Annotated in this window: 10 protein-coding genes; all 10 read right to left on the bottom strand. The window is 63.2% G+C overall.

The genetic code is table 11. From position 1 onward, the window contains the following. Positions 1-438: 438 nt before the first annotated feature. Positions 439-1173, bottom strand: coding sequence for an RNA polymerase sigma factor FliA (locus G3O01_RS44415; protein WP_205813840.1), 735 nt, complete (start codon positions 1171-1173; stop codon positions 439-441). A gap of 22 nt (positions 1174-1195) precedes the next feature. After that, positions 1196-2065 (bottom strand): AAA family ATPase, encoded by an 870-nt coding sequence (locus G3O01_RS44410; protein ID WP_205813839.1) that lies wholly within the window; start codon positions 2063-2065, stop codon positions 1196-1198. Continuing rightward, positions 2058-3917, bottom strand: a complete 1860-nt coding sequence (gene flhF, locus G3O01_RS44405) for a flagellar biosynthesis protein FlhF (RefSeq protein WP_205813838.1) — start codon at positions 3915-3917, stop codon at positions 2058-2060. Before flhF ends, G3O01_RS44410 begins: the two co-directional genes overlap by 8 nt. 1004 nt (positions 3918-4921) lie before the next feature. Continuing rightward, the gene (gene flhA / locus G3O01_RS44400) at positions 4922-7024 is read right to left on the bottom strand and encodes a flagellar biosynthesis protein FlhA (protein ID WP_205813837.1); all 2103 of its coding nucleotides are present in this window, start codon (positions 7022-7024) and stop codon (positions 4922-4924) included. Beyond that, positions 7021-8229 carry a flagellar biosynthesis protein FlhB gene (gene flhB / locus G3O01_RS44395; protein ID WP_205813841.1) on the bottom strand — a complete coding sequence of 403 codons (1209 nt, stop codon included), beginning with the start codon at positions 8227-8229 and terminating at the stop codon, positions 7021-7023. The genes flhA and flhB overlap by 4 nt, the downstream gene beginning before the upstream one ends. A gap of 200 nt (positions 8230-8429) precedes the next feature. Next, positions 8430-9704: a DUF3443 domain-containing protein gene (locus G3O01_RS44390; RefSeq protein WP_205813836.1), complete on the bottom strand. Its 1275-nt coding sequence runs from the start codon at positions 9702-9704 to the stop codon at positions 8430-8432. Positions 9705-9720: 16 nt separating this feature from the next. Beyond that, the gene (locus G3O01_RS44385; protein ID WP_205813835.1) at positions 9721-10287 is read right to left on the bottom strand and encodes a DUF2844 domain-containing protein; all 567 of its coding nucleotides are present in this window, start codon (positions 10285-10287) and stop codon (positions 9721-9723) included. 977 nt (positions 10288-11264) lie between these two features. Continuing rightward, positions 11265-11990, bottom strand: a complete 726-nt coding sequence (cheZ, locus tag G3O01_RS44380) for a protein phosphatase CheZ (protein ID WP_205813834.1) — start codon at positions 11988-11990, stop codon at positions 11265-11267. A gap of 1 nt (position 11991) precedes the next feature. Continuing rightward, entirely contained in the window at positions 11992-12387 is a 396-nt protein-coding gene (gene cheY, locus G3O01_RS44375) for a chemotaxis response regulator CheY (RefSeq protein WP_205813833.1), read from the bottom strand. Positions 12388-12460: 73 nt separating this feature from the next. Beyond that, positions 12461-13098: chemotaxis protein CheB (locus G3O01_RS44370; RefSeq protein WP_277403090.1), on the bottom strand; the 638-nt coding region annotated here is incomplete at its 5' end.

The following is a 13098-nucleotide window of genomic DNA, read 5'->3' as shown; positions in this document are numbered from 1 at the left end:
ACTACGACCTACACACAGTTTGCCACCTGGGCGGCCGCAACCATTCGCTGCCGCTTGCTGCGCTACGGGTGATTGACGCGGGTGAGGCGCTCATTCAAGGCGCTGGCAACGGGCATTGCATGGCAGAACGCCGTGTGAAGCGGAGGAACTGTTGGGAGCCCTCAGGCGGAGGTCAGGAACGGGCGGTGTTAGCCCGCTTTCTTTGCTTACTTTCTTTGCGGCGGCAAAGAAAGTAAGTGCCGCCCCGCACAGGGGCAACGCTTGAAGCACGAAGGCATATCGCGGATGCCAGCGAAACCCTCCGCGGATGCCAGCGAAACCCTCCGCGGATGCCAGCGAAAGCGAAACCAAAACAAAAAGAGCCGACCTTAAAAAAGATCAGCTCTTCAGAACAGAACAAAAAACCAGGAAAGCCGCCCGCAAGGGCAAAAAACCCGTTTAACTAGTTTCAGCCGACGCCCATGCCTGCTCACGCAGCCTCGTCCGAAGCCTGGCGACAGCTTGCGAATGCAATTGGCAAACCCGCGACTCGCTGACTTCCATCACCGCGCCGATCTCGCGCAGATTCAACCCACGCTCATAGTAGAGAGACATCAGCAGCTTCTCCCGCTCAGGCAACCGGTCGATCGCCTCAACCAGCGCGCCGCGCAAAGACTCATCGAGCAGAGCGGACAAGGGATCCGAATGATCGACGCAGTAACGATCGAGAAACGGCTCATCATCCGCAGAACGATCAAAGTCTTCGTAATAGATCAGCTGACTGCCATGCAGATCCTGCAGCATCGACTGGTACTCATCGAGCGGCATCTTCAGATGCTCAGCAATCTCGGTCTCGCTCGCCGAGCGCCCAAGCGACTGCTCGACCTGATGCACCGCCGACTCGACCTCGCGCGACGTGCGCCGCAAGCTCCGCGGCAGCCAGTCGTTGCTGCGCAGCTCGTCGAGCATCGCGCCGCGAATCCGCTGGCTCGCGTACGTCTCGAACTGCGCGCCCTGGTCTTCCTTGTAGCGGCTCGCCGCGTCCAGCAGACCAATCATGCCCGCCTGAATCAGATCGTCGAGATCGACGCTCGCCGGCATCTTCGCGACGAGCTGCAAACCGAGACGGCGCACCAGCGGTGCGTACTTCGTCAGAACCTCGGATTGCGAAATTTTGCCTTGAGCGTTGTACATCGTGCTCCCCTTGTCCTTGCCTTCACGCGTGCTGCGCTGACGGTTGATCGGCGTATTGCGCCGCTGTTACGGTCGTCGGCGGCACGCCATGCGTCCGTGACGAAATCGCTGGCCGCATCGGCCAGTACTGCAGTTCGGCTGCGATATGACGGAAGTCGCGCGCAGCAGGTGCCGATGGGAAAGCATCGACGACACAACGCGACAACTCCATGGCTCGCACCATCAAAGGATCGGCTGCGACGCAGCCTGCATCTTCCAGCGACACAGCGAGATAACGCCCCGCCACGCCCGCCAGGTTTTCAAACGCGGTATGCGCATCCGCCACGCTCTGCACGTGATTGACGAGCACCCGGAACTGCGCGATCGCATGCGCGAAGTGCAAACGCTTCATGCACGCATACGCATCGGTGATCGCCTGCGCCGCGACGCGCGTCACCACCATCACGTCGTGCGACTGCATCGCGAGCGCCGACAGCGAGCCTTCGCGGTCGAGTTGCGCGTCGATCAGCACGACATCGGCCGGGCCGCTCAACACCGCGCTCATCTGCGCAGCCGTGCAGCTCTCGCGATTGCCACGCGATGCAGCGAGCACCGCGAAGCCCAGCGCATGACGGCCCGCAGCCTGCTCAAGCGTCATCTCGCCGCGCATCACCGCGGAGAAATTGCCCGCGCCGCGCACGCCGCCCAGCATCGCGCTCACCGAGCGCTCGCCGAGACTTTCGTCGATGACGAGCACGTCCTTGCCCTGCTCGGCGAGCGCCGCGGCGAGGTTCACCACCGTCGTCGTCACGCCTACGCCATGTGATCCGCCTGCCACCGCCACGACCCGCGAGCCGGAACGCGCGAGCAGACGCCGCAGTCCTTCTGCCTGGTCCAGCACGAATTTATCCAAAGCGAACCTCGTGCAGATCGGCGGTCGAACGGGCCGACAGGGCCGACAGCAGCGCCGGCACGTCCTCGTCCTGTGGGACGAATGGCGAGTTCTCGCGCGGAATGCAGAAGGCGCTCTTGATCAAAAATTTCTTCGTCGCGACGTACAGGTTCTCCGGCACCTTCTGTCCGGTCGACACGTAGTGCACGGGCAGCTTGTATCGGATCACCGTATCGAGCACGCTGCCCAGATTGGTTGCTTCATCGAGCTTGGTCAGGATGCAGCCCGCCAGCGGCTGCTGGTCCGGCGCGTTCTGATACGCCTGCACGACTTCGTTCAGCGTGTCGCCGTGGCTCGTCGCGTTCAGCAGCAGCAGGCGCTGCACGGGCTGACCGGCGCGGCACAGCATCGAGATCTGATCCGACAGCAGGCGGTCGCGCTGGCTCATGCCGATCGTGTCGATCAGCACGATATGTTTGTTACGCAGTTCGGAGAGTGCGAGTTGCAGGTCGGCGCTGTCCTTCACTGCATGCACCGACACACCGAGAATCTTGCCGAAGATGCGCAGTTGCTCATGACCGCCGATCCGGTAGCTGTCGGTGGTGAGCAGCGCGACCTTGCTTGCGCCGAAGCGCATCACGCAGCGCGCGGCGAGCTTGGCGGTGGTCGTGGTCTTGCCGACGCCCGTCGGGCCCATCAGCGCGAACACGCCGCCGCGCTCCATCAGCGCGTCTTCGTTTTCCATAACGGGCACGTTCGATTCGAGCACCGTCTTGACCCACTCCATGCCCTCGTCCATCCCTTCGACTTCGGGCAGCTTGTCGATCACCATCTTCACGAGTTGCGCCGAAAAACCAGCGGCGAACAGATGGCGCGTCAAGGAGGCATGCGTCGGGCTGCGACGCTGGCGGTCGGCCCACACGAGGCCCGCGAACTGCTCTTCCATCATGCCGCGCATGGAGGTCAGTTCCTGCATCACGGTCTCGTTGACCATCTGTTCGATGCGGGACTTGATCGATTCCGACAGCGCGGCGGCCTGCTTCGGCGACATATCGGCGGCTGCGCCCTTGCGTGCGTCGCGTGCCGTGTTGATGTCGCCTGCGCCTTCCGTCGTCGTCGGCGTGATGTTGTTCTTCTGCGCGGCGCGGCGTGCTGCGACTTGCGCGGCTTCGCGCGCCCACTCGGGCTTCGCTTCTTCGTTGACTGCATCGACGGGCGTGCCGAGGCCGCGTGCCATCGCGGCGGCGGGCGTCATCGTCGGATTGGCTGCGTGGACCACGTCCTTCGCCGCGATGCGGCGTGCATGATCGATCAGCCACGGATTCGTTTCGGCCATCGTGCGCTGGCGCATCGGCGCTTCGGGCAGCGCGGGCTTGCTGGCAGCGGCGGGCGCGGCAGGCATTTCGTTGCGCAGTTCCGAGCGGGCTTCGGCGCGCAGGTCGACGCGCACATCGTCCGATGCGCGGGCAGCGCTTGCCGGGTTTTCGGCGCTTTGGCTGGCGGCGGCGGCTTGCGGCTCGGCCTTTTCTTCGCTCGCGGCGGGCATGCGTTCCGTGCCGGCTTCGGGGCTGGCGCCGAACACCGACGAGAACACGTCGGGCATTCCGCTCGCATACGGATTGACGGGCATCGAGGGCGCGGTGGATGCGGCGGGCAGCATCGGACGCGCGCCGGGTGCAGCTGCGTTCGGGGTTGCGGCTTCCGGGCTGCGGGGCGCGATGGCGCTCAGATCGCGGTCGGCGACGGCGACGATTTCAACGCTGCCGTCTTCATTGGTACGGTTCGACAAGACCACCGCATCGGGACCCAATGCTTCGCGGACGAGACGCAATGCGTCACGACTCGTTGCACCGACAAATTTGCGAATGTTCAAGCTGGTTCTCCGATGAGCTACGCGGACCGGCGGTTTACCGTTTCCCGATGAGATGAATTATTGCGGGAGAGGTCCATTGCCCATCGGGCAATAAAGAAGGGGAAATGTGGGTAATTCGGGTGATAGAGGTGGTCGCTGCGCGGGGTGAGGTAGGGTTTTTGCTGGCATCCGCGATTTGGTACTGGTGCTTCAGGCGTTGCCTCTTGTGCGGGTGGCGCCTGCTTTGGGTAGTCTCGTGACGCTGGTTTGGTTTTTTTGGGCTTTGCGCTGGCATCCGCGATTTGTCTTGCCTGCTTCAGGCGTTGCCCCTGTGCGGGGCGGCACTTACTTTCTTTGCCGCCGCAAAGAAAGTAAGCAAAGAAAGCGGGCTAACACCGCCCGTTCTTGACCTCCGCCTGAGGGCCCCCAACAGTCCCTCCACTTCACACGGCGTTCTGCCATGCAATGCCCGTTGCCAACACTCTGAATGAGCGCCTCACCCACTTCAATCACCCGTAACGCAGCCAGCGGCAGCGAATGGTTGATGCCGCCCAGGTGGCAAACTGTGTGTAGGTCGTAGTGCTCCACGCGTCAGCGCTCCTACGACACCGATCGTGCTTTCGAGCCGAGCCGGTGGTTTTCAGTCCGGAGTGATGTGCGTACGCCGCGAAAGCCTACACACAGTTTGCCGCTATAGAACGCGGGAGATGCGATCGCGCATGTGGCTACGCAGGCGTATGAAGCGGGTGATGAGCCAATTCGACGCGTGGGCAGCGGGCATCGAGAAGGGAGATGCCGCGGACGGGACGGGGCAGTTGGGGGCCCGTGGGCAAACGTCAAGAACTGGCGGTGTTCAGCGGCTTTCTTTTGCCTACTTTTCTTTGCCGCGGCAAAGAAAAGTAGGTGCTGCCCCGCACAGGGGCGACGCGTGAAGCACGAAGGCAAATCGCGGATGCCAGCGAAAACACAAGCAAACCGAACCAGCGTCGCAAGACAAAACCAAAACCAAAACCAAAACCAAAACCTTACCCCTGCCCACCAATCACATTAACAACCCTCACATGCCGCGTATCCGGCACTTCAGCATAAGAAAGAACCTTAAGCTGCGGCAAACTGCGGCGCAAAAAGCGAGCCAACATCGCGCGCAGCGAATGCTGCACCAACATAACCGGCGACAGCCCCATATTCTGCTGTCGCGTCATCGCCTTTTGCGTCTCCATCAGCAACGTGTTCGCCAGTCCAGGCTCGAGGCCCGGATTGGCCCCCGTCCCCAGCGCCTGGGTCAGCAGCCGCTCCAGATGCGCATCCAGTCCCATGACCTGAATGTCGCCGTTGCCCGGGAACCATTGCTGCGTAATCGCGCGGCCCAGCGACATCCGCACCGCCGCCGTCAGATCGTGCGGATCGGTGAGCTTGCCGCCATGCTCCGACAGCGCCTCCAGAATCGTGCGCATGTCGCGGATCGGCACGCCTTCTTCCAGCAGGTTCTGCAGCACCTTCTGCAAGGTCGCGACAGGAATCATCTTCGGCACCACGTCGTCGACGAGCGGCGCCGCATCCTTCTGCATCCGCTCGATCAGCGACTGCACTTCCTGACGTCCCAGCAACTCGGCCGCGTGCGTGACGACCAGATGGTTCAGATGCGTGGCCACCACCGTGCTCGAATCGACCACCGTGTAGCCATACACCTGCGCCTGCTCGCGCAGATTCGTGTCGATCCAGATCGCCGGCAGGCCGAAGGCCGGATCGGTGGTCGGCGTGCCGGGCAGCGCGGCCGTCACCTGGCCCGGATTGATCGCGAGCCACTGGCCCGGATACGCCTCGCCAACACCCACCTCGACGCCCTTCAGGGCGATCCGGTAACCGTTCGGCCGCAATTCCAGGTTGTCGCGGATATGAATGACAGGCGGCAGGAAGCCGATTTCCTGCGCGAACTTCTTGCGGATGTTCTTGATGCGCTTGAGCAGTTCGCCGTCCGCGTTCTTGTCGACCAGCGGAATCAGGCGATAACCGACTTCGAGACCGAGCGCGTCGATCATCGTCACGTCTTCCCAGCTTGCTTCGGCAGCTTCCGACGGCGCGAGCGCCTGCGGAGCGACTTCGGCGAGCGCGGTCGACGAGCGGCTGGTGGCCGCGCGCTTCTTCATCACGCGCGCCAGCTGGATCGCGCCGCCGCCCAGCAGCAGAAACGCGAAATGCGGCATGCCGGGAATCAGCCCCATCAGCACGAGGATCGCGCCCGTGATCGTCAGCACACGCGGGTTCGTGAACAGCTGGCCCGTCAACTGCGTGCCGATGTCTTCGTTGGTCGCGACGCGCGACACGATCACACCCGCCGCCGTCGAAATCACCAGCGACGGAATCTGTGCAACCAGGCCGTCACCGATGGTCAGCAGCGTGTACGTCTTGCCTGCGTCGGCGAACTCCATGCCGTGCTGCACGACGCCGACGATCAGCCCGCCGAGGATGTTGATCACCATGATCAGCAAACCGGCGATCGCATCGCCGCGCACGAACTTGCTCGCGCCGTCCATCGCGCCGTAGAACTCGGATTCCTGCGCGATCTCCATCCGCCGCTTGCGGGCCTGGTCTTCGTTGATGATGCCGGCGTTCAGGTCGGCGTCGATCGCCATCTGCTTGCCGGGCATCGCATCGAGCGTGAAGCGCGCGCCGACTTCCGCGATACGTCCCGCGCCCTTCGTGATCACCATGAAGTTGATCACCATCAGGATCACGAACACGACGATACCGACCGCGAAGTTGCCGCCCACGAGGAAGTGGCCAAACGCCTCGATCACCGCGCCGGCCGCGCCCGGGCCCGTGTGGCCTTCGAGCAGCACGATACGCGTGGAGGCCACGTTCAGCGACAGCCGCAGCAGCGTCGAGAACAGCAGCACGCTCGGGAAGGCCGCGAAGTCAAGCGGCTTCATCGTGTACATGCTGACGAGCAGCACCATCACCGACAGCGCGATGTTGAATGTGAACAGCAGATCCAGCAGGAACGGCGGCAACGGCAGGATCATCATGCCGAGGATCATGCAGACCAGCAGCGGCCCAGCCAGTGCCTTGAGATTGGCGCCGTTCAGCGCGTCCGGCCGTCGTGAAAGGAAACCCGCTCGGGCGTTCATGCTGATACTCCGTTACCTGATTTATCGTCGCCGAGCGTGTCGGCGGCTTCCTGCTCTGCGTCGTCGTCCGATATGCCGCCCTTGTCGAGCTCGGGCGGAACCTCGAGTTCCGTCGGCGGGACTGGCTTGTCGCCCCCGCCTTCCTTGAATCGGCGCAGCTGGTAGACCCATGCGAGCACTTCCGCGACGGCGCTGTACAGCGCGCCCGGAATCTCGCGATTCAATTCGACGTTGTGATAGAGCGCACGCGCGAGCGGCGGCGCTTCGAGCAGCGGAATGTTGTGCTCGGTCGCCAGCTCGCGGATGCGCGCGGCCACGAGGTTCACGCCCTTCGCGACCACCTTCGGCGCGCCCATTTCGCCATCCGTGTATTGCAGCGCGACCGCGAAGTGCGTCGGGTTGGTCACCACCACGTCGGCCTTCGGCACGCTCGCCATCATCCGGCGCCGCGCCACCGCGCGCTGCTGCGCACGGATGCGCGCCTTGATCTGCGGGTCGCCTTCCGACTCGCGATGCTCGCGCTTCACTTCTTCCTTCGTCATCCGCAAGCGCTTGTGATAGTTCCAGATCTGATACGGCACATCGAGTCCGGCGATCACGAGCATGCCCGCCACCGTCATCGCGCAGCACACGGCGACCAGATGCGCGGCGTTCGGCAAAGCGACGCTCAGCGGCTGCGTCGCGAGCGCGAGAATGTCGTCGCGGCGATGCCAGATCGACAACCCGCCGATCAGCCCGACCACGATCGTCTTGGCCAGCGACATGCCGAGCTGAACCGTGCCGTTGATCGAGAAAATCTTGCCGAGGCCCGAAATGGGATTCAGCCGGCCGAAATTCGGCTCCAGCGACTTCGCGGACAGGAGAAAGCCGCCCAGCGCCATCGGCGCCACCAGCGCGGCAAGCCCCATCAGGAGCAGCAGCGGCAGCAGCATCCACGCGCCCTGCATCACTTGCGCACCGGCGCTGATGAGCGCCAGTCTGGGATCGACGGCCAGCTGGTGATCGAACGTGAACGCCATGCGCAGCATCCGCTGCACATGCTCGCCGATCATCCCCGACATGCCCCACGCGCCGAAAAAACCGGCCGAGACGAGCGCGACCGTCGCCAGCTCCCGCGAGCGCGGAACCTGCCCCTCCTCCCGCGCCTTCTGCAGGCGCTGGGGAGTGGCTGATTCGGTTTTTTCGAGGTCGCTATCCTCTGCCAATGCGCTCTCCAGCTGATCGGGCACCATGCCCTTTTTCAGTCAGAGCGATTATTCCTGCAGATGTCGAGCGGCGATTGACGGATAAGGGCGGGGAAACCGGGGTATTTCGAGCGATGGGGCGGCGCCAGGGCGCGCCGCGCAGCGGGCGGGCGACCCGTCTGGAGTGAGTCGCCCGCGCTGCGGAGGTAGTGACAGTCGTGTCAGAAGGCTACGAAGGGCGTCGCGCCGCCCGATGCGCGCTTGTCCATGCCGTAATAGACATAGCGTCCGTAGAAGAACGGTAAGCCGAGGTCATACCCGTTCAGGCCGCCGACCTGTCCGGCGAGGTTGTTGAACGCGTAGTTGCTGGCGTTGCTCAGCAGCGTCTGCGCGTTGGCGATGCTGATCGACACCGAGCCGGTGGTGCCGTTCGCGCCGGTCAGGTTCACCGTGCGCTGCACAGTCGAAGTGGGGCAATAGAACGCCGACAGATTGCCGCCGCACAGGGGCAGCGTGCTGTCCTGGAAGAAGTAGCCGTTCGACCCCGAATCGAGGAACACCGTATTCGACTGGCCGCGAGCGGGGAAATCGCCGGACGCATCGGTCGTATAGGTTGCCCCGGCCGTATTGCCGTTGTTCGACTGCGTGCCGATGCCGAACACGACGGTTCCGGTCGCCGTCGCCGCGCCACTCGACGAAATCGGCGCCATTTGCACGATCACGCCGTTGTTATCGACGGGGAAGTTCGGGATCGGGTTGGCGACCTGGTTTGTCGTTTCCGCCAGCGTGCGCACGCAGTTCGTGCCGCCCGGACACGAGTAATAGTTGCTGAACTGCGCGACGTTGGCCGGGACCGAGCAGGCGACGCCACAATCGACGGGCGCCACGCCCAGCCCGAGGATGCCGTTCGCGCCCAGCGCATCGGCCGTGCTCTCGTTGGTGCCGTTCACGCAGCCGCTCGGAACGGTCGAAGCGGCCAGGTCGCCGATTACCTGGATCGGGATGTTGGTCGCCACCTCACCGCTGATCTGCACGTTTGCCCGGCGCGTCGTGCCCCATGTGAAGCCGTCGGCGAACTGCGTGCATTCGGCCAGTTGGCCGCCCGTCTGACTCGCCGTCTGCATGGGCAACTGGCTGGCAAACGATCCAAGTGCCGTATTGACGACACGCAAGCCGTACGAGCCCGTGTCGAGCAGCACGTTATCGACGGTCATGCAGTTCGTCGTCGAATTCGGTGCGCATACCTTCACGCTCACGGTCGGTATGTTGATGATGCCCGCCACGCCTCGCCCGACCGTCACGGCTACCGTGTTCGCGGCATTCGCGGCGATTGGCTGCTGGTTGGGACCGCTGCTGCTGTTGTTGTTCGACGAAGAGGACGAATCCCCGCCTCCGCCGCCGCAGCCCGCGACGAATGCCGTCATCGACACGACGGACACGGCGAGCACGGCTTTCACGACGCGAACGCATGCTTCTAGCTTCAACGCAAATCGCATAATGGGTCTCCCGTCGTCACTGGATGTCGGTGCCGCTCACGCCGGCGGGCAGCGCCTGCGGCAGATACGCGTGGCCGGAGAACGCGCCCATATGGCCGCCCGAGAGCACGACGAGTCCGCTGTCGCGGATGACGCCGGGCCCATGACCGCCGCCGCGTGCCTGACGCGCGCTCGTGACGGCCGCGACGTATTGCGGGAAATAATTGCCGAGCAGTTCGGAGAGGTTAGGCATCTGCGGGCCGTTCCACGCGATGCCGAACACATTGCCGTCGGACGCGATGTATTCGCGGATCACGGTGCCGTTGCCAAGCGTCGTTTCCTTCACGGTGTACGACGCCGAAGTGGCGGATGTAGACGAAGAAGCGGTCGCCCCGGAAGCAGCCTGGGATGCACTGCGCATCACGGCAATGCCATTCGACGATTGGGGGGCGACGGTGCGCGTGGTGGTGTTGGCGCCGCTGGGTGGCGTCATCGGGTTGCCGCCTAGCGCGGCGCTCGCGGGGAGCGGCAAGAACAGGACAGGCAGTGAACAGCAGAAACCTAGCGCTGAAGCAAACACAGCACGGCTGAAGCGGATCGACATGGTTATGGACCTCCCACAATCGACAGCGGACAATGCCCGCGATTCCGCGGGCCCGGCATGTTGATTCGGGAGCCGATGGCACGGCTTGTGTGCTCGCATCGATATGCTTTTTGCGGCGTTGCGTCGCCGGTCTCCCTTGGGGGTAGTATGCCAGTGGTTTGTGTCTGGTTTGGATTTTTGGGTTTTTCTGGTTTATCTGTCTGCGACGCTGGGGTGGTTTTGCTTGTGCTTTCGCTTTCGCTTTCGCTGGCATCCGCGATATGCCTTCGTGCTTCAAGCGTTGCCCCTGTGCGGGGCGGCACTTACTTTCTTTGCCGCCGCAAAGAAAGTAAGCAAAGAAAGCGGGCTAACACCGCCCGTGCTTGACCACCGCCTGAGGGCCCCCAACAGTTCCTCCGCTTCACACGGCGTCCAGCTTTTCACTGCCCGTTGCCAGCGCTTCGAACGGGCGCCTCACCCACTTCAATCACCCGTAGCGCAGCCAGCGGCAGCGATTGATTGAGGCCGCCCAGGTGGCAAACTGTGTGTAGGTCGTAGTGCTTCACACCTCAGCGCTCTTACGACACCGATTGAGCTTTCGAGCCGCGCCTTGTTTTTCAGTCCGGAGTGGAGCGCCTAAGCCGCGAAAGCCTACACACAGTTTGCCGCGAGAGAACGTGGGAGATGCGATCGCGCATGTGGCGACGCGGGAGTGAGAAGCGGGTGAGGCGCTCAATAAGAGCGTTGGCAGCGGGCATCGAGAAGGGAGATGCCGCGGGCAGGACGGGGCTGTTGGGGGCCCGTGGGCAATTACAGGAACTGGCGGTGTTCAGCGGCTTTCTTTTGCCTACTTTTCTTTGCCGCGGCAAAGAAAAGTAGGTGCTGCCCCGCACAGGGGCGACGCGTGAAGGGGTAAGTCATATCGCGGATGCCGGCGATACCAGAAGCAACCCACCCCAGCGTCGCAAGACAAAACCAAAAACCAAAAACCAAAAAACCTAAAACCCGAGACTCGCTAGCAGATCATCAACCTGCCCCTGATCCTGCACAACATCAGCCTTCCCTTCGGGATTAATCTGCGGCCCGTTGAGCAGACTCTCAGGACTGCCAGTAGGCGACATCACCTCATGCTGCGCCTCAGCTTCGGCAACAAGCGCCGCAGCAGTAGCCGCAAACTGCTCCCGCCGCTCAGCGGCAATATTATCGATCAGCACCCCAAGCAGCTGCTGCTCGATCAGATACACGACGTCCGTGATCTTCTTGATCACCTGCCCCGTCAGATCCTGAAAGTCCTGCGCCATCATGATCTCGAGCATCTGCGAATTGGTCGCCGTCGTCACCTCGGGCACGCCGCGCAGGAATGTCCGCGTGTCGTTCATCAGCGCGCGTACTTCCTCGCGCTCGATAGGCGCCGCATACCACTGCTCCCAGCGCGCGTCGAGTTCCGCTGCGTCCTGCTGCAACTGCTCCTGCATCGGCTTGGCAACCTCGATCGCCGACAGCACGCGCTCAGCCGCCTGCTCGGTCATCGTCGCGATGTACTTCAGGCGGTCGCGCGCGTCGGGCACGGCTTCCGCCGCGCGCTCGACGTGCTTGTCGATTCCCAGCTCGCGCATCGAGTCGCGCAGCGTGCGCGTCAGCTGCCCGATGCGCGCAAGAATGCGGTCGGTCGCGAGGTCGACGCCGTCGTCCCGCGCGCCCTCCTCGTTGATGGGTGGGTTCACATCAGCTCCCGGTTTTTGCCATCTTCTCGAGAATCTTGTTGAGCTTCTCGTCGAGCGTCGCAGCCGTGAACGGCTTCACCACGTAGCCGCTTGCGCCAGCCTGAGCCGCCGCAATGATGTTTTCCTTCTTCGACTCGGCCGTCACCATCAGCACCGGCAGATGCGACAGCGCTGCGTCCGCGCGGATTTCCTTCAGCATCGCCAGACCGTCGAGGTTCGGCATGTTCCAGTCGGAAATCACGAACTCGTACGCGCCGCTGCGCAGACGCGCCAGACCCGCCGCGCCGTCTTCCGCTTCGTCGACGTTCGAGTAGCCCAGTTCCTTCAGCAGATTGCGGACGATCCGGCGCATCGTCGGAAAGTCATCCACAACCAGAATCTTCATTCCCTTATCCATTTCCTGTTCCCTTTTCCCCAATCCAGATGTGCGGTGGTCTACGGCTTATCTTAAATTTGCGCCGAGGCTCGCATCATACGCGTTGAACGCGATCACCCATTGCTGCCAGACGTGCCATCACGCGCCGGCTCATTTCCGACAGCGACGCGATTTCGTCAGCCGCACCCATCGCGATTGCCTCGCGCGGCATGCCGAACACGATGCAGCTCGCTTCGTCCTGCGCGAGCGTGTAAGCGCCCGCTTTGCGCATGTCCAGCAGTCCCGCCGCGCCGTCCCGACCCATGCCGGTAAGAATCACGCCGACGGCGTTCTTCCCCGCATGCTGGGCCGCCGAGCGGAACAGCACATCGACAGACGGACGATGCCGGTTGACAGGCGGGTCGTCTGAGAGATGCGCAATATAGTTCGCACCGCTACGGGCAAGCAACAGGTGAGCGTGGCCGGGCGCGATATACGCATGACCCGGCAGCACGCGTTCGCCGTGCTCTGCCTCTTTAACGGTAATCCGGCACAAACCATTTAGGCGTTGTGCAAAAGATTTTGTGAATCCGGGCGGCATGTGTTGCGCGATGAGCACAGCTGGCGCATCGGGCGGCAGCGGCACGAGCACTTCGCGGATCGCTTCCGTGCCGCCCGTCGACGCGCCGACGATGATCAGCTTTTCCGTCGACACGAGCGGATTGTTGAAAAGCGGCGCGGGTGCAGCCGCCA

The organism is Burkholderia sp. Ac-20365, assembly GCF_017104715.1.
Lineage (GTDB): Bacteria > Pseudomonadota > Gammaproteobacteria > Burkholderiales > Burkholderiaceae > Paraburkholderia.
This window is presented reverse-complemented; position numbering and strand designations above follow the sequence as displayed.

What these genes read in the sequence shown, in the direction of transcription:
- G3O01_RS44415 (WP_205813840.1), bottom strand. Translation starts at nt 1,173, where the DNA reads ATGTACAACGCTCAAGGCAAAATTTCGCAATCCGAGGTTCTGACGAAG.
- flhA (WP_205813837.1), bottom strand. Translation starts at nt 7,024, where the DNA reads ATGAACGCCCGAGCGGGTTTCCTTTCACGACGGCCGGACGCGCTGAAC.
- G3O01_RS44390 (WP_205813836.1), bottom strand. Translation starts at nt 9,704, where the DNA reads ATGCGATTTGCGTTGAAGCTAGAAGCATGCGTTCGCGTCGTGAAAGCC.
- G3O01_RS44385 (WP_205813835.1), bottom strand. Translation starts at nt 10,287, where the DNA reads ATGTCGATCCGCTTCAGCCGTGCTGTGTTTGCTTCAGCGCTAGGTTTC.
- cheY (WP_205813833.1), bottom strand. Translation starts at nt 12,387, where the DNA reads ATGGATAAGGGAATGAAGATTCTGGTTGTGGATGACTTTCCGACGATG.